This is a genomic window from Amycolatopsis sp. NPDC006125, from assembly GCF_040614195.1.
In the GTDB taxonomy this organism is placed as follows: Bacteria; Actinomycetota; Actinomycetes; order Mycobacteriales; family Pseudonocardiaceae; genus Amycolatopsis_E; species Amycolatopsis_E tucumanensis.
The window spans coordinates 1-21876 of record NZ_JBEXTZ010000031.1 but is presented as its reverse complement, the minus strand read 5'-3'; the positions used below and the strand labels follow the sequence as shown (position 1 = coordinate 21876).

At 72.1% G+C, this 21876-nt stretch carries 20 protein-coding genes; 9 read left to right on the top strand and 11 right to left on the bottom strand.

The genetic code is table 11. The features are described from left to right. Positions 1–25: 25 nt before the first annotated feature. The 8 genes from ABZ193_RS17820 to ABZ193_RS17785 are packed head-to-tail and all read left to right on the top strand — an operon-like array spanning position 26 to position 7632. Positions 26–820 (top strand): ABC transporter permease, encoded by a 795-nt coding sequence (locus ABZ193_RS17820; protein ID WP_354710707.1) that lies wholly within the window; start codon positions 26–28, stop codon positions 818–820. Continuing rightward, the gene (locus ABZ193_RS17815) at positions 817–1998 is read left to right on the top strand and encodes an MCE family protein (protein ID WP_354710662.1); all 1182 of its coding nucleotides are present in this window, start codon (positions 817–819) and stop codon (positions 1996–1998) included. The genes ABZ193_RS17820 and ABZ193_RS17815 overlap by 4 nt, the downstream gene beginning before the upstream one ends. After that, a complete protein-coding gene (locus ABZ193_RS17810) occupies positions 1995–2999 on the top strand; it encodes an MCE family protein (protein ID WP_354710661.1) in 1005 nt (334 codons plus the stop codon). Before ABZ193_RS17815 ends, ABZ193_RS17810 begins: the two co-directional genes overlap by 4 nt. Further along, positions 2987–3988, top strand: coding sequence for an MCE family protein (locus ABZ193_RS17805; protein WP_354710660.1), 1002 nt, complete (start codon positions 2987–2989; stop codon positions 3986–3988). Before ABZ193_RS17810 ends, ABZ193_RS17805 begins: the two co-directional genes overlap by 13 nt. Continuing rightward, on the top strand, positions 3988–4989 hold the full coding sequence (locus tag ABZ193_RS17800; RefSeq protein ID WP_354710658.1) for an MCE family protein: 1002 nt from the start codon (positions 3988–3990) through the stop codon (positions 4987–4989). The genes ABZ193_RS17805 and ABZ193_RS17800 overlap by 1 nt, the downstream gene beginning before the upstream one ends. Beyond that, a complete protein-coding gene (locus ABZ193_RS17795; RefSeq protein WP_354710656.1) occupies positions 4986–6023 on the top strand; it encodes an MCE family protein in 1038 nt (345 codons plus the stop codon). The genes ABZ193_RS17800 and ABZ193_RS17795 overlap by 4 nt, the downstream gene beginning before the upstream one ends. Further along, positions 6024–7076, top strand: a complete 1053-nt coding sequence (locus ABZ193_RS17790) for an MlaD family protein (protein ID WP_354710654.1) — start codon at positions 6024–6026, stop codon at positions 7074–7076. It abuts the gene before it with no gap. A 13-nt stretch (positions 7077–7089) separates the two neighbouring features. Further along, positions 7090–7632, top strand: a complete 543-nt coding sequence (locus ABZ193_RS17785; protein ID WP_157358813.1) for a hypothetical protein — start codon at positions 7090–7092, stop codon at positions 7630–7632. A 39-nt stretch (positions 7633–7671) separates the two neighbouring features. On the opposite strand, the gene ABZ193_RS17780 is transcribed toward ABZ193_RS17785, so the two are convergent. Together ABZ193_RS17780 and ABZ193_RS17775 are read right to left on the bottom strand one after the other, a co-directional pair. Continuing rightward, positions 7672–8976 (bottom strand): helix-turn-helix domain-containing protein, encoded by a 1305-nt coding sequence (locus ABZ193_RS17780; protein ID WP_354710652.1) that lies wholly within the window; start codon positions 8974–8976, stop codon positions 7672–7674. Positions 8977–9211: 235 nt separating this feature from the next. Continuing rightward, a complete protein-coding gene (locus ABZ193_RS17775; RefSeq protein WP_020422564.1) occupies positions 9212–10447 on the bottom strand; it encodes a PucR family transcriptional regulator in 1236 nt (411 codons plus the stop codon). Positions 10448–10553: 106 nt separating this feature from the next. On the opposite strand from ABZ193_RS17775, the gene ABZ193_RS17770 reads away from it, so the two are divergent. Next, positions 10554–11300 (top strand): SDR family oxidoreductase, encoded by a 747-nt coding sequence (locus tag ABZ193_RS17770; RefSeq protein WP_020422563.1) that lies wholly within the window; start codon positions 10554–10556, stop codon positions 11298–11300. A 34-nt stretch (positions 11301–11334) separates the two neighbouring features. Here ABZ193_RS17770 and ABZ193_RS17765 read toward each other — a convergent pair whose 3' ends face one another. The 9 genes from ABZ193_RS17765 to ABZ193_RS17725 form a co-directional block, all read right to left on the bottom strand. Continuing rightward, complete coding sequence (locus ABZ193_RS17765; RefSeq protein ID WP_027936546.1) at positions 11335–13164, bottom strand: LamG-like jellyroll fold domain-containing protein; 1830 nt, start codon at positions 13162–13164, stop codon at positions 11335–11337. A 219-nt stretch (positions 13165–13383) separates the two neighbouring features. Continuing rightward, entirely contained in the window at positions 13384–13584 is a 201-nt protein-coding gene (locus ABZ193_RS17760; RefSeq protein ID WP_020422561.1) for a DUF3072 domain-containing protein, read from the bottom strand. A gap of 55 nt (positions 13585–13639) precedes the next feature. Continuing rightward, on the bottom strand, positions 13640–14317 hold the full coding sequence (locus tag ABZ193_RS17755; protein ID WP_354710649.1) for a GAF and ANTAR domain-containing protein: 678 nt from the start codon (positions 14315–14317) through the stop codon (positions 13640–13642). Positions 14318–14353: 36 nt separating this feature from the next. Continuing rightward, a complete protein-coding gene (locus ABZ193_RS17750) occupies positions 14354–16069 on the bottom strand; it encodes an aminotransferase class V-fold PLP-dependent enzyme (RefSeq protein WP_020422559.1) in 1716 nt (571 codons plus the stop codon). Further along, positions 16069–16833 carry an amino acid ABC transporter ATP-binding protein gene (locus ABZ193_RS17745; RefSeq protein WP_020422558.1) on the bottom strand — a complete coding sequence of 255 codons (765 nt, stop codon included), beginning with the start codon at positions 16831–16833 and terminating at the stop codon, positions 16069–16071. Before ABZ193_RS17745 ends, ABZ193_RS17750 begins: the two co-directional genes overlap by 1 nt. Before the next feature lies 1 nt (position 16834). After that, positions 16835–17746 carry an amino acid ABC transporter permease gene (locus ABZ193_RS17740; protein WP_354710648.1) on the bottom strand — a complete coding sequence of 304 codons (912 nt, stop codon included), beginning with the start codon at positions 17744–17746 and terminating at the stop codon, positions 16835–16837. Next, positions 17733–18677: an ABC transporter substrate-binding protein gene (locus ABZ193_RS17735; protein WP_354710647.1), complete on the bottom strand. Its 945-nt coding sequence runs from the start codon at positions 18675–18677 to the stop codon at positions 17733–17735. The genes ABZ193_RS17740 and ABZ193_RS17735 overlap by 14 nt, the downstream gene beginning before the upstream one ends. A gap of 84 nt (positions 18678–18761) precedes the next feature. Next, positions 18762–19544, bottom strand: a complete 783-nt coding sequence (locus ABZ193_RS17730; RefSeq protein ID WP_354710646.1) for a polysaccharide deacetylase family protein — start codon at positions 19542–19544, stop codon at positions 18762–18764. Positions 19545–19635: 91 nt separating this feature from the next. Beyond that, positions 19636–21144, bottom strand: coding sequence for a glycosyltransferase family 39 protein (locus ABZ193_RS17725; RefSeq protein ID WP_354710645.1), 1509 nt, complete (start codon positions 21142–21144; stop codon positions 19636–19638). Between the last annotated feature and the right edge of the window lie 732 nt (positions 21145–21876).

Sequence of the window (21876 nt, the reverse complement as noted above, 5' to 3'; positions counted from 1 at the left end):
CCGGTTGCTGAACCCCGAGCGCCCGATGAACGGCCTGGTGCGCCTCGGCGACCAGCTCGCGTTCTACCTGCGCGCACTCGCCTGGACGCCGCGCACCCTCAACCGCTACGGCCGCGAGGTGGTCCGCCTGCTCGCCGAGGTCGCGTTCGGCAGCGGCGCGCTCGCCGTCATCGGCGGCACCATCGGCGTGATGGTCGGCATGTGCGTGTTCACCGGCACCGTCGTCGGCCTGCAGGGTTTCTCCGCGCTCGACCAGCTGGGCACGTCGGCGTTCGCCGGGTTCCTCTCGGCCTACTTCAACACCCGCGAGATCGCCCCGCTGGTCGCCGCGCTCGCGTTGTCCTCCACCGTCGGCTCCGGGTTCACCGCCCAGCTCGGCGCGATGCGCATCTCCGAGGAGATCGACGCGCTCGAGGTGATGGCCGTGCGCAGCATGCCCTACCTGGTGACGACCCGGATCATCGCCGGATTCATCGCGATCATCCCGCTGTACGTGATCGGTCTGCTGACCTCCTACCTGGCGGCCCGCACGATTACCGTCACGGTCTACGGCCAGTCGGGTGGCACTTACGACCACTACTTCAGTCTGTTCCTGCCGCCCGAGGACGTGCTCTGGTCGTTCGCGAAGGTGATGGTGTTCAGCGTCGCGATCATCCTCACCCACTGCTTCTACGGCTACCGCGCCGGCGGCGGCCCGGCCGGGGTCGGCGTCGCGGTGGGACGGTCGGTGCGCACCTCGATCGTCGTGGTCAGCGTGCTCGACTTCTTCCTCAGCCTGGCGATCTGGGGCGCCACCACGACCGTGCGGGTGGCGGGATGAGCGAGCAGCGCAGGCGCCTGGTGTTCGGCGCGCTCGGCCTGGTGTTCATCGCGCTGCTCGGCGCGATGGGCTGGTTCGCGGTCGCCGTCTACGGCAAGGCGTTCAGCTCCGCGGTCCCGGTGGTGCTGCGCGCCGAGCGGGCGGGCACGCAGCTGAAGGAGAACGCCGACGTCAAGGTCCGCGGGGTGCTCGTCGGGTCGGTGCGGTCGATCGACGTCAAACCCGGCTGGGTCGACGTGGAGCTGGCGATGGACCCGGACCGGATCGGCGACATCCCGGCGAACGTGTCCGCCCGGCTGCTGCCGAAGACGTTGTTCGGCCAGCGGTACGTCAGCCTGGTGATCCCGCCCGCGCCCGCGCCGCGCGCGTTGTCGGCCGGTGCGGTGATCCAGGAGGACCGCAGCAGCCAGGCGGTCGAGGTCGAGCAGGCGCTGCGCGACCTGCTGCCGGTCCTGCAGGCCGTGCAGCCGCAGAAGCTCGCGAGCACCCTCGGCGCGGTGTCGCAGGCGTTGGAGGGCCGCGGCCCCGAACTGGGCACGACCCTGGTGTCCCTCGGCGACTACCTCGGCCGGCTCAACCCGGAGGTGCCGGAGCTGCGCACCGCGATCACCAAGCTCGCCGACACGGTGAACACCTACTCCACCGCCGCGCCGGACCTGGTGGACGCGATGGCCGACCTGCGCACCACCGCGACCACCCTGACCCGGCAGCAGCAGGACCTCGCCGCGTTGTTCACCACCGTGACCGCGGCCGGCGACGACGCCCACGGCTTCCTCGACGCCAACGACGACACACTGGTCGACCTGTCCGCGGACAGCAGGCCGGTGCTCGACCTGCTCGCCGAATACAGCCCGGAGATCCCGTGCGTGGCCGACGCGGCCGCCCGGTTGAAGCCGGTCGTCGAGCGGGCCCTGGGGGTGGGCACGGCCGAACCCGGCCTGCACGTGGACCTCACGGTGCGGCCGCCGAAACCGGGCGGCGCCCCGCCGCCCGCGGCGGACGGACCGCGGTGTCCCACGGCCGGGTCGGCCGCGCCGGGGGCGGACACCCCGGCGGCGCAGCGGTTCCTGGCCGAACTGCTCGCCCCCGTGCTGGGGGAGCGGCCGTCCGGGATCCCCGGCTGGAGCGGGCTGCTGGTGAACCCGCTGCTGCGTGGCGCGGAGGTGACGCTGAAATGATCCGACCGCTGATCAAGGGCCTGGTCTTCGCGGTCGTCACGGTGCTCGCGACCGCGCTGCTGGCCGTCACGATCGCCAACCGCGGCGACGGCGGCACCGTCACTTATCGCGCCTGGTTCAGCGACGTCACCTCGCTCAACTCCGGCGACGACGTCCGGATGTCCGGCGTGCGCATCGGGCAGGTCACCGGTATCGAGATCGTCGACCGCCGCATCGCCGAGGTGTCCTTCGAGGTCGACAAGGACCGCGCGCTCAGCTCGACGGTCACCGCGGCCGTGAAGTACCGCAATCTCATCGGCCAGCGCTACATCACGCTCGACCAGGGCGCGGGCACCGGACGGCTGGACCCGGGCGGGTTGATCCCGCTCGAACGCACCCGGCCCGCGCTGGACCTGACCGCGGTGTTCAACGGGTTCAAGCCGTTGTTCCAGGCGTTGTCCCCGCAGGACGTCAACCAGCTGGCCGGCGAGATCGTGCAGGTGCTGCAGGGCGAGGGCGGCACGGTCGCGGACCTGTTGCGGCACACCGCGTCGCTGACGTCCTCGCTCGCCGACCAGGACCAGGTGATCGGCCAGGTGATCACGAACCTCAACGAGGTCCTCGACCGCGTCAACGCCCGCGACGGCCAGCTCGCGCAGCTGCTCGACGCCACCCAGCAGCTGGTGTCCGGGCTCGCCGCGAACTCCGGGCCGATCGGCGAGGCGATCGACGGCATCGGCGACCTCACCACCGCCACCGCCGGGCTCGTGCGGGACGCGCGGGACCCGCTGCGTGGCGACATCGACGCGCTGGAGGAGCTGGCGAGGACCTTGGGCGACAACACACCGGAGTTCGAGAAGTTCCTGAACAACCTGCCCGTCAAGTACGAGTCGATCGGCCGCATCGCCTCCTACGGCTCGTGGCTGAACTTCTACCTGTGCTCGGTGCACTCCGACGCCGCCCCGGCGCCCGGCGGCGGCCCGGTCGGGGTGCCCGTGACCGAGGCGAGGTGCCGCCGGTGAAGTCGTTCCGGTCACGCAACTCCTTCCGCCTCGGCATCGCCGGGCTGGCCCTGATGCTCGTGCTCGGCGGGCTCACGCTGTTCTGGGACCGGCTGCCCGCGCTGGGCGGCACCACCTACACCGCGGAGTTCACCGAAGCCGCCGGCCTCAAGAGCGGGGACGAGGTGCGCGTCGCGGGCGCGAAGGTCGGCGAGGTCACCGGCGTCTCGCTGGACGGCGACCACGTCAAGGTCACCTTCCGGGTCACCGACACGTGGGTCGGCGACGAGAGCACCGTGTCCGTGCGGATCAAAACCTTGCTGGGGGCCAAGAACCTCGCGCTCGACCCGCGCGGCGAGCGCGAACAGGACCCGGACCAGCCGATCCCGCGCAACCGCACGGTCACGCCGTACGACGTCAACGACGCCTTCGCCGACCTCGCCCGCACCACCGGCGAACTGGACACCGACCAGCTGGCGGCGAGCTTCCGCACCCTCGCGCAGACCTTCGACGCCGCCACCCCGCAGGACGTCCGGTCCGCTTTGGACGGTCTGGCCGCGTTGTCGCAGACGATTTCCTCGCGCGACACCCAGCTGAAGCAGTTGCTCAGCGGCACCGCGGAGCTGAGCGGCACGGTCGCCGAGCGCACCGACCAGCTCGCCCGCCTGATCACCGACGGGAACGTGCTGCTGACCGAGTTCGACCAGCGCCGGTCCGCGCTCGACCAGCTGCTGCACGGCACCCGCGACCTCTCGCAGCAGGTGCGCGGGCTGATCGACGAGAACAACGCGCAGCTGCAGCCCGCGCTCGAACAGCTCGACCGCGTCACGGACGTGCTGCAGCGCAACCAGAACACGCTCGACCGCAGCCTGAGCCTGTCCGGCCCGTTCTACCGGCTGCTCGGCGACGCGATCGGCAACGGCAACTGGATCGACACCTACCTCTGCGGGCTGATCGTCCCCGCGGACGGCGGTCCGTGCATACCACCGAAACCGGGAGGAGGCGGCTGATGGCGGTGTCCCGCATCGGCAGGTGGCTGCGCTGGGGCGCGCTCGTCGTGATCATCGCGACGCTGGCCACCGCGATCGTGATCGTCGTGCGCGACAGCGGGCGCGGCAAGCACCTCACCGCGTACTTCACCGCGGCCGTCGGCATCTACCCCGGCTCGGAGGTGCGGATCCTCGGCGTGCCGGTCGGCACGGTCGACACCGTCGAGCCGCAGGGGCAGCAGGTGAAGGTCGGGTTCACGGTGGACCGCGGCATCCGGGTGCCCGCCGACGCGGCCGCACTGGTCGTGACGCCGAGCCTGGTCAGCGACCGGTATGTGCAGCTCGCGCCGGTCTACCGCGGCGGCCCGGAGATCGCCGACGGCACGGTGATCCCGGTGGCCCGCACCGCCGTGCCGGTCGAGCTGGACCAGCTGTTCGCGAGCCTGGACCGCTTGACCACCGCGCTCGGCCCGCAGGGCGCCAACGGCGACGGCGCGCTGTCGGCCCTGCTCAGCAGCGCGGCGGAGGACCTCACCGGCAACGGCGCGCAGCTCGGCGAGATGATCCGGCAGCTCGGACAGGCCGCCACCACCCTGAGCGGTTCGCGCGACGACCTGTTCGCCACCGTCGACAACCTGCAGCGGTTCACCACGATGCTCGCCGACAACGACGACCAGGTGGGCAGGCTGGCCGACCTGCTCGCGCGGGTGTCGGCGTTCCTCGCCTCGGAACGGGACGTCTTCGGCGCGTCGCTGGACGAGCTGGCCGGCGCGCTCGGGCAGATCCAGCAGTTCGTCCGGGACAACCGCGGCCGGATCAAGTCCAATGTGGACAAGCTGATGGGCACGGCCCAGGTGCTGGCGAACCAGCGCGCATCCCTGTCCGAGGCGCTGACCACGGCGCCGGACGCGTTGAACCGGCTGCTCGCCGCCTACGACCCGGCGAACTCGACGATCTACAGCCGGGCCGACCTCAACGAGTTCAGCATGGGCCCGGTCCTGCCGCTGGGAGGCGGTCGATGAAGCGCACCCCACTGGCCGCGGCCCTGCTGGCCGCGCTGGCGCTGCTGACCGGCTGCTCGTTCGGCGGCCTCTACGACACGCCGCTGCCCGGCGGAGCGGACCTCGGCGATCACCCGTACCGGGTCGTCGTCGGCTTCCGGGACGTGCTCGACCTGGTGCCGCAGTCCGCTGTCCAGGTCGACGACGTGCCGGTCGGCCGGGTCGAGCGGATCGACCTGTCCGCCGACGGCCGCACCGCGCAGGTCACGCTGCTGGTGAACGGCTCGGTGCGGCTGCCGGCGAACGCGGAGGCGTGGCTGCGGCAGAGCAGCCTGCTCGGCGAGAAGTTCGTCGAGCTGGGGCCGCCCGCGGCCGGCGAACCGCAGGGCGCCCTCGCCGACGGCGCCCGCATCCCGGTCGAGCGCACCAACCGCAACCCGCAGGTCGAGGAGGTGCTCGGCGCGCTGTCGATGCTGCTCAACGGCGGCGGCGTCGGCCAGGTGCAGCAGATCAGCCGCGAGCTGAACGCCGCGCTGGGCGGCAACGAGGTGGAGATCCGCGACCTGCTGACCGAGGTGAACACCTTCGTCGCCGGGCTGGACCAGCACCGCGGCGAGATCACCAGGGCGCTGAACGGGATCGAGCGGCTGTCCGCGTCGCTGTCCGCCCGCAAGGACCAGATCACCGGGGTGCTGGACGACCTCACGCCCGGCATCGACGTGCTGGCCCGGCAGCGCGAGCAGCTGGTCACCATGCTCACCTCGCTGGACCACCTGTCCGGCGTCGCGGTCGACACCGTGAACCGCAGCAAGGACGACCTGATCGCGGACCTGCGGGCGCTGGAGCCGACGCTGCGGCAGCTGACCGTGGCCGGGCAGCAGCTGCCTGAGGCGATGGAGATGCTGCTGACGTTCCCGTTCCCGGACGCCGCGCTCGACGCGATCAAGGGCGACTACCTCAACCTGTTCCTGGACTTCGACGCCCAAACCTCAGGCAACCAGACTTCGGGCACGAGCCCGCAGTCCGCGCCGCTCCCGCTGGGTGGTGGTTCCTAGATGCTGACCCGCAAGGTGCGCGTGCAGGTCATCGTGTTCGCGTTGATCGCGCTGGCCGGGATCACCTACGTCGGCGCCCGCTACGCCGGGCTGGACCGGCTCTTCGGCGGCGGCGGGTACGTGGTGCGCGTCGAGCTGGCCGACTCCGGCGGCATTTTCACCAATGCGGAGGTCACCTACAACGGCGTGCCGATCGGCCGCGTCGGCGAGCTGCGGCTCACCGACTCCGGGCTGGAGGCCGACCTGCGGATCGACGACGGCGCCCCGCCGGTGCCCGCGGACGTCGAAGCGGTGGTGACGAACCGGTCGGCGGTGGGGGAGCAGTACGTCGACCTGCGGCCACGCAGCTCCGGCGGCCCGGTGCTGGCCGAGGGCTCGGTGATCGCGTTGTCCCGCACGCGGTTGCCCTTGCCGAACGAGCAGCTGGTCCTGAACCTGGACCGGCTGGTCGCGTCGGTGCCGCGGGACGCGCTGCGGTCGGTGGTGGACGAGCTGTACGACGCGACGCTGGACACCGGCCCGAGCCTGCAGGCGTTGCTCGACGCGACGTCCGCGTTCACGCAGTCCGCCGCGGAGCACCTGCCGCAGACGATCCAGCTCATCACCGACGCCGACACCGTGCTGACCACGCAGATCGAGAACTCCGGCGCGATCACCGCGTTCGGCGCGGACGCCAAGCGCATCGCCGCGATGCTGCGCGACTCCGACGCGGACCTGTCGACGATCCTGTCCACCGCGCCGTCCGCCGCCGGGCAGATCAGCGGGCTGCTGCGGGAGACCGGCCCGAACCTGACCACTCTGCTGGCCAACCTGCTCACGACCTCCCAGGTGCTGCTCGCCCACCGCGACGGGGTCGAGCAGCTGCTGGTGGCCGCGCCGACGGCGATCGAGGCGGGCAGCACGGTCATCGCGGGCGACTCCGCGGGCTTCGGCCTGGCCACGACGTTCTTCGATCCGCTGCCGTGCACCGCCGGGTACGAAGGCACCCGGTACCGCAACGGCCTCGACACCACACCCGCGCCGCTGAACACGGCGGCCGGGTGCCGACGCTGAGGAGATGGTTCTGGTGAGAGCTGTGTTGGTCGCCGGCGCGCTGGCCGGTCTGGCGGTGCTCGCCGGCTGCGGGCAGGACAAGGCCGCGCCGGAGGAGAACGCCGCCGCGATCACCTGGTCCGACCACGTGTGCGCGGTCGTCCGCGACGGCGGCACGAAGCTGTCGCAGCTGCCCGGCGTGGACGCCTCGGACGTGACCAAGGCGCGGGAGGGCCTGGTCACCTACCTGGCGTCGCTGTCGCAGGCGCTGACCGACCTCGGCGACGGCATCACCCGCGAGGGCCCGCCCCCGGTGACCGACGGCCAGGCCACCGTGCAGCGCGCGATGGAAACCCTGAACACGACGAAGGCCTCGGTCGACGAGGCCCGCGCGGCGCTGGCCTCCGCCCCGGTCAGCGACCAGGCGACGTTCGAGCAAGCGGTCCGCGGCGCCAGCGACGCCTTCGCCAAACTGGGCAACACCACCGAAGGCCCGACCAAGGACCTCACCGACAACCCGGAACTGGCCAAGGCCTTCCAGAAGGCGCCGACCTGCCAGGCACTCGAAGGCGCGTGACCCGGCGGCCCCGGGTGCCCGCCGCGGCGGGCACCCGGGCTACTTGTCCAGCAACTGGGCGGCCCGCAGGGCGATCTCCAGGTCCGACCGGCTCTCCGGATCGTTGAGCCGCTCCCCGAACAACTCCTCCAGCTGCCGCATCCGGTACCGCACGGTCTGCGGGTGCACACCCAGCCGGTCCGCCATGTCCGGCGCGGTTCCGCTGGACTGCAGCCAGGCGAGCAGCGTCTGGCCCAGCCGGGTCCGCTGCTTGTCGGTCAGCCCGGCCAGCGGCGCGAGGCACCGCCGGATCAGCTCCTTGACCAGGAACTCGTCCGACAGCAGCCACAACGTCGCCAGGTGGTCGGTCGCGCGCGCGAGCGGCGGCGCGTCGATCACGCCGCGGCGCGCCAGGTCCACCGTGCGGCGCGCCCAGCGCAGCGACATCGCCGCGTCGCCCAGCTTCACCTCGGGCCCGATCACCGCGCGCCACCCGGCCAGCGCCGGCTCCAGCGACCCGGCCGTGACCAGCTGCGGATCGGCCAGCAGGCACGGCTGCGGTCCCTCCAGGTCCATGAGCACCTCGCTGTCCAGCGACGGCGGCTCGCGGTGGTGCTGGTCGGCGCGGGGTTCCAGGGCGACCGCCACGACCCGTTCCGGCAGCCGCCACCCGGCCGTCGCGGCCAGACGGGCGATCGCCGCCGGCGACGCGGGCGGGTCGGCCAGGATCAGCTCCAGCAACTGCCGCCGCTGCCGCGCCCGGGTGCCCGCGGCCCGCTTCTGCGCGGCCGCGTAACCCTGCAGCGACAGCGCCGAGATCTCGTCGACGTAGGCGAAGATCGCCTCCGCCCCCACGCACAGGAAATCCGTCGACAGGCCCAGCGACTGGCTCACCGACGCGACATACCGCCACGCCACCCGCCCGCCGACGCGGTAGGCGGTCTGCAGCTGGTCCAGCGTCCGGCCCTCGCTGAACTCGACCTTGCCCAGGTGCCGGAACACGCCGATCCACGCCTCCTGCGGCGCGGCCGGGTTGCCCAGGTTGTCCATGCAGTGCCGGACCGCCTGCTGGATGCTGCGCACGATGGTGCGCCCGAACGGGCCTTCCAGCGGCCGCGCGTACTCGGGCACCGCGAGCTGGATCTCCCGCAGGATCTCGGCCGTCATGGCGTCGGCGTGCGGCCGGAACGCCTTCGCCAGCTCACGGGGCAGCGAGGCCCACAGCCTGCTGGCGCGTCCGATGCCGGCGGTGACGTCCGGCGCGTTCTGGCGCTGGCGCGGGGGGAGTCCCGGCGCGCGGGGCGGTCTTCGGGAGGCGTTCTTCCGCACGGTGTTCCCGTGCCGGTAACCGGCATCGGTCGTCATGATTACCTCTGATCGCAACGAAAATTGGCGGCGCTGCCCTCGCAGCCGATCGATTCGGTCGTCCGGGTAACCTCGATTTCACTTGTCGGGAGGAACAACATCGCACCACGCCCGGTGCTTGGCAAGGATCTCTTGCGTGAGCGGAGCAACCGGACCGCGCGATCGGACCAGCGCACCTCGCCCCGGTGAGTGCCCGCCTTCCGGTTTTCCTCACCCACGTGACAAATCCGCACGCTCACGACGGCTCACCCCGCGCGGCGAGCCGTTGCGCGCGCAACGCCAAGTGCATGCTGAACCGGTCCTCGCTGTCGTCCAGCCGGTCGCCGAACAGCTCCCGCAACTGGTGCAGCCGCGCACGCACGGTCTGCGGGTGCACCTGCAGCCGCTTGGCGATTTCCGGTGCGCCGCCACGGGTTTCCAGCCACGCGAGCAGTGTCTCGCCGAGACGGTCGCGTTGCTTGCCGCCCAGTTCGTCCAGCGGCCGCAACGCCTGCCGCGCCACCTCGGCGGCGAGGAAGTCCTCGCCGAGCAACCACAACGCGGACAGCCGGTCGACGCACCAGGTGATCGGGTCGTCGGCCGAGCACGCGGGCAGCAGCGCGAGCGCGCGCCGGGCGGTGCGGTGCGCGGCAGGCGCGTCGGCGAGCGGGACCGTCGGCGAAACCGCCGCGCGCCAGCCGTTCCAGCGCCCGGTCAGCGGGAACAGGTGCCGCTTCGGCCGGGTCGTCAGCAGGCACGGCTGCGTGCTCTCCAGGTCCACCAGCACCTCGTCGTCCAGCAGCTCGACGGGGAAGTCGGCGGTGCCCTCGGCGCGTTCCAGCGCGACGATCGCGGCCTTGTCCGGCAGCGCCCAGCCCGCGCCCTTCGACATGTTCGCCAGCGTTTCCGGCCCAGCCGGGCGGCCGGACAGGATCAGCTCCAGCAGCTGCCGCCGCCGCCGCTCGATGGTGCCGCCGGAACTGGACTGCGCCTCGTGGAACCCGTCCAGCGCGATGGCCGACAGGTCCTCCACGTAGGCGAAGATGATCTCCGCCGCGTGCGCCAGCACCTGCGGCGACGCGCCCGCCTTGCGCAGCACCGGCGCGACGTACTGCCACGCCACACGCGCGCCGATGCGGGCCGCGGCCTGCAGGGCGTCGAGGCTGCGGCCGTCGGCGAACTCCCGCCTGCCCTGCTCGCGGAACAGCTCGATCCAGTCGTGGTGCTTGATCGCCGGGTTGCCGATGCTCTCGATGACGTGCCGGACCGCCTGCTCGACGCCCTCGGTGAACGCCCGGCCGAACGTCCCGGTGAGCGGACGCGCGTAGGCCGGCACCGACCGCCGGACCTCCTGCATGATCGCGGCCGCGATCCGCCCGGCGTGCGGGCGCAGTTCGACGGCGACCCAGCGCGGCCCGGAGGCGAGCAGCTCCGCGTTCCGGTTCTCTACCAGGACGAACGACCCCCTTCGTGACGTCGGGCAGTCGTTCATGTTACGGCCGATCACGGCAAGCGGAAGGAGCCGAACGTCATTCGGTCCGCGCGGCACGATATTTGTCACGCTGCGACGAAGTCCGGCGGCGGATAGGTTTTCCCCCGTGCGAAAGCGGATTCTGATCACCGGCGCCAGCGCCGGCCTCGGCGAGGAGATGGCGCGGCAGTTCGGGGCGCTCGGCCGGGATCTCGCCCTGTGCGCCCGGCGGGTCGAGCGGCTCGAAGCCCTGCGCGGGGAAGTGACGTCGGCGCATCCCGGTGTCACAGTAGCGGTTCGCGGTCTGGACGTCACCGACCACGACGCGGTGTTCCGGGTGTTCCGCGAACTGCGCGACGAACTGGGCGGGCTGGACCGGATCGTGGTCAACGCCGGGCTCGGCAAGGGGCAGCCGCTGGGCACCGGGTACTTCGCCGCGAACCGGCAGACCGCGGAGGTGAACTTCGTCGCCGCGCTCGCCCAGTGCGAGGCCGCGATGGAGATCTTCCGCGAGCAGGGGTCCGGGCACCTGGTGGTGATCTCGTCGATGAGCGCGATGCGCGGGTTGCCACGCAACCTCACCACCTACGCGGCGAGCAAGGCCGGGGTGGCCGCGCTGGCCGAGGGCATCCGCGCCGACACGCTCGGCACCGGTATCCGGGTCACGACGATCTTCCCCGGCTACATCCGGTCCGAGATGAACGCGCGGGTGCGCAAGACGCCGCTGCTGGTCGACACCAAGCCCGGCGTGGCGTCCATGGTGAAGGCGATCGAGCGGGAACGGGCCGAGGCGTACACGCCGGCCTGGCCGTGGGCCCCGCTGCGCTTCGCCATGCGGCACCTGCCGCTGGGCTGGGTCGCGAAGCTGTCCTGAGTGGCCGGGACCCGGAGCGGATCCCGGCCGTTTCTCAGCGCGTCAGGAACTGGTCCGGCCGCAGCGCGCGCGACACGATGCGGGTGTCGCCCAGCCAGCCGTAGTAGCCCTGGCCGTACTTCTCGGCGAACTGCGTCCCGCCGATCGCGAACGGCTTGCCCAGCGTGGTGATGCCCTTGGAGTCCTCGGCGGCGTTGCGCGCGATGCGGGAGCCGTCGACGTAGGTCACCGTGCGGCGCCCGTCGTTGACCACCGCGACGTGCGTCCACCGGCCCACCGGCAGCGCGTGGCTCCACGACGTCGGGTCGGCGTCCCGGTCGACCGGGTACACCACGAACTGCAGAAAGCGCTCTCCGGACAGGTTGAGGCTGCAGGTCGGCTCGTCCTGCGACCACCCGCTGGTCTTGCCCGCGTCGCCGCTGCGGCCCTCCCAGCTCAGGATGCCCATGAACGCGTGGTCGCCGACGAACGGGTCGGGCAGCTTGATGAACGTCTCGATGGTGTAGCCGTTCTCGAACCGCGCGCGGGCCAGCGGCGCGCTCGCGCTGGTCCGCAGCACCGCGCCGCGGTCCGGGTTCTGCCCGCCGTCGAAGCGCAGGCTCCCGTGGCCTGGCGCGGCGCGGTGGTGGTCGGCGGAGAAGGTGAGCACGTCGGCGGGCCCGTCGTGCAGGCGGGTGACGGTGAGGTCGTTGCCGTTGCCGGACAGGTCCCGCGCCACGGCGCCGGCCGCGACCGGGCTGCCGTCCGCGCCGGTGAGCCCTTCGCGGTCGAAGCGCCAGTACGCGACCGTGCCGGGGATGACGACCTTCGCGGCGGGCCGGGCGGGCAACGGCGCGGGCGGGAACCGGCGGTCGAAGTCGACCTCGACGGTGAACCGGTCGGTGTCGCCGGTCAGCTCGTGGGTCTCGGCTTCGAGTGCGGTCGGGTCGCGCCGCGCCTGCAGCCAGGGGGAGAAGGTGCTGACGTCGATCACGCCGCGGGCCAGGTCGAAGGCGTAGTACCGCAGCATGCCCGCGCCGCCGTAGTAGCGGTCCTGGTAGTTGGTGATGTGCAGGTCCACGGGGTTGCCGTGGTCGTTGGTCAGCGTCGTGCGGCCGGTGGGCCAGTAGTGCCCGCCCATCGCCAGGAAGATCTGGTCGTAGCGGCGGATGACCTGGTCCCACAGCCGCTGCCCGTGGTCGGACAGGTGCGCGCCGCCACCGTCGGTGGGGTAGACGAGGTCGTGGGTGGTGAGGATCGTCGGCAGGCCCCGGTTCGCGTCGAGAACGCTCTTCGTCCAGGCGATGCCCGCGTCCGAGACGCGCCAGTCCAGCGCGAGCAGCAGCCACTGCCGGCCGGCGGCGCGGAAGATGTGGAAGCTGTTGTACCCGTCGGGCGAGGAACCCCGGTAGGTGGCGGAGCGGGTGAAGCGCCGCGGGCCGAACGTCCGCAGGTAGGGCGTGTCGCCGCGCTGGTCGTCGCCGGAGACGTCGTGGTTGCCGCCGAGGACGCTGTAGGGCATGCGGCCGTCGATCGTGCGGAAGACGTCGTCGGCGAGGCGCATCTCGGTCGTCGTGCCGTGCTCGGTGACGTCGCCGAGGTGCGCGAGGAAGACGATGCCGTCCTCCCGGCGCCGGTCGATGACGTGGCGGAAGGTCGCGCGGACCGGCTCGGGGTCCGAGCCGCCCTCGTCGAAGAGGTACTGGGTGTCGGGCACGACCGCGAGGGTGAACCGCGGGCTCTCGGCGTCGGCCGGGCCGCCCGCGGCCTCCGCGGCCTGAGCGGGCTGCGCGCCGAGCACGGCCGCCGCCGCGACGGGGGTGCCCACCGCGGCCTGCAGCAGGGTCCGGCGAGCGAGACCGGGGGATGGGGATCTGTCGGACATACCGCCTCCTGGGCTGAAAAGTCGCGCCCAGCCTGGTGATCACGTCTGACGTCCCGATGTCCCTTCGTGGAACGATCCCCACCCGCGCGGTGAACCTTCCCGCGCCCGGGCATGCAATTGCCCGGAAGGCTCGCGCCACCTGCCCGCGAGTCCCACGCTCACGCGTGCGAAAGGCTCGCGTTTTTCCGGTTCCGCGTGCCCCCCGGGCGCCGGTCACGCTCAGTTGTCCGTGCCGCGGCCGGTCTTCTCCTGCAGCCGGTCGATGAGCTGCGACGCCTCGGCCTTGGTCAGGTCCTCCGGCAGCTCCTCACCGGCCTCGCGGGCCAGTGTCTGCAGGTACGAGCGCTGCGGGCCGGTCATCTGCTCCTCGCCCGTGGTCCACTCCTGCGGGTCCTTCTCCGGGTTCTGCGGTCCGGTCACCCCTGCCTCCGTTCGCCGGTGTGTTCGAAACCGGCTTACCCCGGGCGGGCCCGGCTTATGCCCCCGACGCCTCCTGGATCAGCCACGCCGCCACGTCCCGCAGCTTGACGTTCGCGTGCTGGGAGGCCTCGACGAGCATGCCGAACGCCCGCTCACCGTCGACGTGGTGGCGTTCGATCAGGATGCCCTTCGCCATGCCGATGGTGTCCCGCGTGTCCAGCGCGGTCACGAGCTGGGCCTGCTTGCGCGCCCCGGAGAGGGCGACGGCCGCGTGCGCGGCGAACACCTCCGCCACCGTCTCCGACGCGGCGTCGAACGCTTCCGGCTGCCCGGAGTACATGTTCAGCGCCCCGAGCACCGTCCGCTCGGTGTAGAGCCGCACCGCCAGCATCGAGACCACGCCCAGCTCGGTGGCCGCCACGGTGAACGCAGGCCACCGGTCGTCGCGTTTGAGGTCGCCGCTGCGGTACAGGTCGCCCTCGAACGCGGCGTCCGTGCACGGCCCCTGGCACAGCTCGTGCTGGGCCTGGTCGAGCTTGGCCACCCGCTCGCTGGTCGGCCCGATCGAGCGCACCTGGTCCCGCTCGAGCAGCGAGACGCCCGCGTCCTCCGCGCCCGGAACCGTCGCGATCGCGGCTTCGACCAGCCTGGACACGGTGCGGTCCAGGTCCGGTTCCGGCTCCAGCCGCCGGGCGACCGCGGCGAAGACGCCGGCGAGATCCTGCGTGGTCATCCCCCCAGCGTCCCCGCCGGTCGCCCGGCCGTCCACTCAACCGCGGATTTCGTTCAGGTAGTTGTAGATGGTGTAGCGGGTGACCTCCAGCTCACCGGCGAGGAAATCCACCGCGTCCTTGATCAGGAAGAACCCGGCCTCGTCCAGCTCCCGCACCACCGCGGCCTTGTGCTTCTTCTTCATCAGCCCCACCGGGATTCCGGCCTGGGCGACCGCCCGGTCGACCAGGAACCGCTGCAGGCTGTCCACGTCGGGCGGGAAGCTCTCCGACCGCACCTCGCTCGCCGGCCCCTGCGTGACCTCGCTGTTCACGCACAGGCAGCCGATCGCCACGCCGTCCGGATCGCGCAGGAAGATCGTCGATGAGCGGATCGGCCTGCCGTCCGGGCCGTGGGTCTCGTAGTTGGTCAGGTCGTGCGTGGTGCCGCGGCGGACCAGCCCGAGCAGCAGGTCCGTCATCGGTCCGCCGGGTTCGCGGCCGGTGATCCCGCCCGCGATGGCGACGATCGAGTCGGGCAGCTTGGACAGGTCGTGCAGCACGACCTCGTTGCCGGGACCGAGCATCGCGGCCAGCCCGCTCACCGCCGGGACCAGTGCGGACAGCACCGAATCGGTGGCGGCCGCGGACGGCACCCGGCTGGCACGCAGCGGGCGGGACAGGTGCTCCAGCGCGGTGCGGACGGCTTCGACGGCCGACACCGGTGTGGACGCGTGCGGGGACAGCCGCACGTGCTCGGTGCGCACGGTCGCCGCGATGCCCTCCGCGGCCAGCACCGCCCCGACCCGCTCCGCCGGGTGCCCGGGCAGGCTGAACGCGAGGATCCCGGCGCGCCGGTCGGTCGCCGACACGATCTCCGCGCCGAGCGAGCGCAGCATCTCCTCCAGCTCGCCCACCCGCTCGCCGATGCGCGACTCGATCGCCGCGACCCCGGCCTCCTCGACCAGTTCCAGCGCCGCGGCGAACGCGCCCGACGTCACCGGGCTCAGGTTGCTCACCGACCACGACGCCGCGAACTCCGCGGGCGGGTGGATCTCGTCGTCGAACAGGCCGGCGTCGTGCGCGCCGGTCCAGCCCGACAGCACCGGCCGCATCCGCTCCAGCGCCCGGTCCGACAGCACCGCGAACCCGGTGCCCCAGCCCGCGCGCAGCCACTTCTGTCCGCCGACGACCAGCACGTCCGCCGCGTCCCACGGTGCCTCGACCACTCCGAAGCCCTGGATGCCGTCGACCACGAGCAGCCGGTCGCCCACGGTTTCCCGCAGCGCGGCGAGGTCCGCGCGGTAGCCGGTGCGGAAGTCGACGGCGCTGACCGACACCACCGCCGTGTCCGGGCCCAGCTCCTTCGCGACCACCTCCGGGGTCACGTGACGGCAGCGCATTCGCCGCAGCGTGATCCGCCCGACCTCCTCGGCGCGCGCCCATGGGTAGGTGTTGGCCGGGAACTCCGCGGCCGACACCAGAACCTCGCCCGCCGGGGCGTTGAACGCGGCCTGGAACAGGCCCTGGCTGGTGTTGGGCAGCAGGACGACGTGGTCGGTGTCGGTGCCGCACAACCGCGCCACGGCCGCCTTCGCGCGGATCTCCTGCCGCATCAGGTCGTCCACTGTGGACGGCCCGGCCTTGGCCGAGGAGTCCAGCAGTCGCGCGGTGGTGTCCACGACCGCGTGCGAGGGCGGGCCGTAGCGGGCGAAGTCCAGGTAACCGGCGGGCTCGTCGAACTGGAGCAGGTAGCTTGGCGAGATCCTGGCCATCAGAGGATGCGCGCCAGGAACTGACGGGTGCGCTCGTGCTCCGGCGCGCCGAGGACCTGCGCGGGCGGCCCGGTCTCCACGACCGCGCCGTCGGCCATGAAGACGACCTCGTCGGCCACCTCCCGCGCGAACCCCATTTCGTGTGTCACGACGACCATTGTCATCCCTTCGGCCGCGAGCGAGGTCATCACCTCCAGGACCTCGCCGACCAGTTCCGGGTCCAGCGCCGAGGTCGGCTCGTCGAACAGCATCAGCTTCGGTTTCATGGCCAGCGCCCGCGCGATCGCGACGCGCTGCTGCTGGCCGCCGGAGAGCTGGTCGGGGTGGGCGTCGGCGCGGTGCGCGAGGCCGACCCGGTCCAGCAGCTCCAGCGCGGTGCGGCGGGCCTCGGCGGGGGACACGCCACGCACCCGGACCGGGCCCTCGGTGACGTTCTGCAGCACGGTGCGGTGCGCGAACAGGTTGAACCGCTGGAACACCATGCCGATGTCCCGCCGCTGCCGGGCGACGTCGCGCTCGCGCAGCTCGTGCAGCTTCCCGCCGCGCAGCCGGAACCCGACGGGCTCGCCGTCCACCCACACCTGGCCGCCGTCGATGGTCTCCAGGTGGTTGACGCAGCGCAGGAACGTGCTCTTGCCCGCGCCGGACGGGCCGAGCAGGCACACCACCTGTCCCTTGTGGACGGACAGGTCGATCCCGCGCAGCACCTCCGTGCCCGCGAAGTGCTTGCGCACGCCGACCGCGCGCAGCAGGGGTTCGGTCATGTCAGGCCCTCCGCAGCGTGGTCAGGGCGCGGCCGACGCGCGACCACGGCCGCGCGGACCGCTGGTCGCCGGCGAACGCGCGTTCCAGGTAGTGCTGGCCGACGCTGGCGACGGTGACCACGACCATGTACCAGATCGCGGCCGCCAGCAGCGTCTCCATGACCAGCAGGTTGTTGGACGAGATGTTGTTGGCGGCGTGGATCAGCTCGGTCACGCCGATCACCGACGCCATCGAGGTGCCCTTGAGCATGTTGATGAAGTCGTTGCCGGTCGGCGGGATGATCACCCGCATCGCCTGCGGCAGCACGATCCGCCGCAGCGTCATCGCCGGGGTCATGCCGATCGACTTCGCCGCCTCGGTCTGCCCGCGGTCGACGCTGTTCAGCCCGGCGCGCACGATCTCGGCCATGTAGGCGCTTTCGTTGAGCGCGAGGCCGAGCAGCGCGGCGACGAACGCGCTGACGATGACGTTCGTCGGCTCGTGCACCAGGTATCCGCCGCCGAACGGCAGCGGGATCGAGACGAACTCGAACACCAGCGCCAGGTTGAACCAGATCAGGATCTGCAGCAGCACCGGCAGCCCGCGGAACAGCCAGATGTAGACCGCGGCCACGACGCGCGCGACCGGGTTGGCCGACCGGCGCATCAACGCGATCACCACGCCGATGACGATCGCCACCGCCTGCGCGATCACCGCGAGCAGGACGGTGTTGACGAGGCCCACCAGCATCACGTGGTACCACAGGAACTCCGGCACCGTGTCGTACTGGATCTGCGCCTGCGCCAGCACCACACCGAGCCCGGCGAGCAGGGCGACGATGACCACCGCCGAGATCCAGCGGCCCCAGTGCCGCAGGCGCACGATGGGCAGTTCGGCCTGCGGCGCCCGGGTGGTCAGGTCAGCTTCCGGCATTGACGGTCACCTTCGTGATCGCGCCCTGCTTGACCCCCCACGCGTCGAGGATCCGGCCGTACGTGCCGTCGTCGACGAGCGCGGTCAGTGCGCCGGCGACGGCGTCCCGCAGCTGGGGGTTGGCCTTGTTGACGCCGATGCCGTACGGCCCGCCGTTGATCGGTTCGCCCGGCACGACCTCGAAGAACTCGCCGCCGCCCGCGTTCTTGCTGACGTAGGCGGCGGTCGGCAGGTCGTTGAGGATGGCGGCGACGCGGCCGGTGCGCAGCTGGTTCTGGTTCTGCGAGTCGCTGTCGGTGGCGGTGGTGGTGACCTCCGGCTTGCCTGCCTGGACGCACTTGGCGCTCTGCTCGGCGGCGAAGGTCTGGTGGCTGGTGCCCTGCACGACCGCGACGGTCTTGCCGCACAGCGAGTCCGGGCCGGTGATCCCGTCCGGGTTGCCCTTGCGGACCATGATCGTGATGCCGGAGGTGAAGTAGTCCACGAAGTCGATCTGCTGCTGGCGGGCCTGCGTGTCGTTCATCCCGGCCATGGTCAGGTCGAGCCTGCCGGACTGCAGGCTGGTGATCAGCGAGCCGAACGGCATGTCGGTGTGCTGGACGGTCAGGCCCAGCTTGGCCGCGACGGCCTTGGCGATGTCCACCTCGAACCCGACCGGCGTCTTGCCGTCGGCGGAGTAGAAGTTGTTCGGCGCGGACTGCATGTTCGAGCCGATGTTGAGCTTGCCCGCCTGCGTGACCGGAGCCGGCAGGCCCGCCGCGAGCTGCGCGTCCTTCGTGACGCCCTGCAGGATCGCCGCGGTGTCGGGCACGTCCGATCCGGTGGCGGGGGCGCTCCCGGCGCCGTCGGAACCGCCACCGCAGGCTGCCGTGAGCAGCAGGCAGCCGACGACCACCGCGCCCCAGCGCGTCACCCGTGACCTCGCAGACATCGCATCTCCTCACCCGATCGAACGATGAGCAGGGACGCTACAACTGCCTGTTGAAGACGTCAACTGTGAGTTGAAATCCGTTGGTCAGGTGGCCGGGAAGTCGAACTGGTGGCCCTGCGAGACGAGCCAGGGGAGCAGTTCGGCGAGGGCCGCGACGGTCTGCCGCCGCTGTCCGCCGCCGTCGTGGAGCAGGATTACCGCGCCGGGGTGCACGGCCTGCCGCACCGTCGCCACGATCGCTTGCGTCCCCGGGAGCGTCCAATCCCGGGAATCGACCGACCAGCCCAATGACGTCATCCCTTCTCGGGAAGCGATCGCGGTGATCGTTTCCGACCAGTTGCCGCCGGGCGCGCGGAAATAGGGGACCGGAACGTCGCCGTCGGCCGCGAGACGCAGATCCGCGAGCGCTCCGGTGATGTCCGCGGAAATGCGCGCTTCGTTGCGTTTCGCGAGTTCTTCGTCGTGGCTGACCGTGTGATCGCACAGGCGCATTCCGCGGCGCACGACCAGTTCCACCAGTTCCGGGTGGCGGCGCACCTGGGTGCCGACCATGCAGAAGGTGGCGACCGCACCGTGCTGGGCGAGGAGGTCGAGGATCTGCGGTGTGTAGGCGGGATCAGGGCCGTCGTCGAAGGTCAGCGCGACGAACCGGCCGGGTCTGGCGGTGGTGCGGACGGGGGCGCCGGGCGCGGGTGGTGGGGTGGCGGTGGCGCGGACCGGTTGCCCGGTTTCGGGCCGGGGTGCGGCGGGGGTGCCTTCGGCGCCGGACCAGGACAGCGAAATGATCAGCGAGATCGTCACGAGCACCACGGAGATCAGGACGGCCCAGCGGTAGCAGTACGGCGGGCGCAGCACCTGATAACGCATGGGCACCTCCACGAATCGCGGCGTCGCCCGCGCACAATAGAGTGAAAAGTGCCTCGATCGGGGGAATTCCGGGCGTGTCCGAAAAGGCGGATCAGTAGAAGTGGCGTAGTTGCGGCCACAGTTCCGACCACGGCCGGGTCAGCACGCCGCAGACCGTGACGACGGTGCCCTGTTCGTCGTTGTCGAGGCCGAGCCCGTTGTCGTGTTCCGCGGCGACGCGGCAGTCGTCGACGCCCGCCATGGTGGTCGCGCCGACCAGGACGACCGGCCCGGTGTGGCTGTCCGGCGGTGGGCCCCAGTCGGCGTAGGACATGTGGCCGGAGTAGGGCCGCGGCAGCCCGTGGTCCGGGCCGTAGCGCTCGATGGCGCCGGCCTGGCCGTAGTTGCGCGTCAGGATCACCGCCGTGGCCCGCTGCGGCTCCGGGAGCTGTCGCCAGACCCCGGCGACCGTCGCGGTGAACTCCGGCCAGCCGACCTGCTCGCCCTGTTCCTTGTTCATCGCCAGCACCGGGTTCAGCCCGTCCGGCGGCAGCACCGGCAGCGCCACGACGAGCGACATCGCGGCCCCGAGCACCACGAGGGCGCCGGCGAGGGACCGCCGGGCCGCGCGGCGTCCGCGGGCGAGCCAGCGCACGGTGGGTTCGGCGCCCGCGGCCATCAGCAGCACCAGCAGCGGGATCGAGTAGTACGGCTTGCCACCGAGGACGAGCAGTTCCACGCACACCACGAAGTAGGCCACGACGAGCGCGCGGGCCCAGCGGAGCCGCGGGTCGCGCCAGAGCCGCACCATGCCGGCGATCCACACCGGCACCAGCACCGGCGACAGGTAGACCAGCTGGAGCGGGACGAACACGATGCGGTTCTCGGCGCCGTCGTCCTCGCTGATGCCGCCCGCGACGGTGAGCAGGGGCCAGCCGTGGGTGGCCTGCCACCACACGACGGGCGCGGCGAGCGCGGTGGCGATGAGGACGCCCGCGGGCAGCCACGCGGTGCGGAAGACGTGCCGCGGCCCGGTGACGAGCACGGCGAGGCCGAGCGCGGACAGGAGCAGCAGGACCAGCCACTTGTTGGCCAGGCCCACGCCGGCGACCGCGCCGATCGCGAGCCACCACCGGCCGTCGCCGGTGCGCAGCAGTCGTAGCGCCAGCAGCCCGATCGCCACCCACACCAGCAGGTCGAAGGTCGCGGTGCCGAGCATGTGACCCACGACGAGCACGAACGAGGACAGCGCCGCCGCGCCCGCGGCGAGGGTCTGGGCACTGCGCCCGCCACCTAGTTCCCGGGCGACGAGCGCGACGAGGAGGACGGTGGCGAGTGCGGCGACGGTAGCCAGCGCGCGGACACCGGCCGGACTGTCGCCGAACATGGCGGTTCCGGCCCTGGCGAGCAGCGGGGTGACCGGCGGCTGGTCGACATATCCCCAGTCGAGCCGCTTCCCCGCGGCGAGGAAGTACAGCTCGTCGCGGTGGAACCCGTACCGCCCGGACAAGACGCTGAGCACGAGGGCCTGCAACGCGAGCACGACGCCGACCGGCCCGGCGGCGAACTGGGGAAGCGGATGGATGGCCGGAGCGGCGGCCCGCGCCGCGGTGCCCGTCATCGCGCGACCCGCGTGGGTGCGTGGGGTGGGCGCGCGGCGGTGCCGCCCCCGGCCGCAGGTGCCAGGGGAGTGGACGCCGGGTGGCTGCGGGCTGGCCGCACCGCGCCGCGGCGCCGCTGTGCGTCGGTGCCGAGCGGGTGTGTGGGGGTGCGGGACGGCTGCGCCGCGGCGCCGCCCCAGTCAGGAGGAGTGCGCGGCGGGCCGCCGCCGGAGGGGACCATCGGCAGTGGCCGCACCAGAATTCGGCCCATCACAGGCAAGTCGCCCGGCAGGTCCACCCCTCCGCTTAGAAGAGCCCGCCGTACCGGGAGCGCTCCCACCACTCTGCCGAACCCGCTCGCTGCCTCGGTCATGCCGCACTCCCCGCCCCCGGCGGGCACCCGCCCGCAAGCCCCCACCGTGGCCCCCCCGTCCGGGGCCGCGCAAGGCTCCAAACGGTCGCACCTGCCGCTCCGCCGCACCCCCCGGCCATGCCCCAACACTCCACCGCCGGGCCATGCCCCTCCGCCGCCAGCCTCCGGGCATGTGCCTCCGCTCCACCGCCGCCGCCGGGCCATGCCCCTACACCACCACCCTCCGGGCATGTGCCTCCGCTCCATCGCCACCGCCCGGCGATGCCCCTCCGCCGCCAGCCTCGGGGCATGTGCCTCCGCTCCATCGCCACCGCCCGGCGATGCCCCTCCGCCGCCAGCCTCGGGGCATGTGCCTCCGCTCCATCGCCACCGCCCGGCG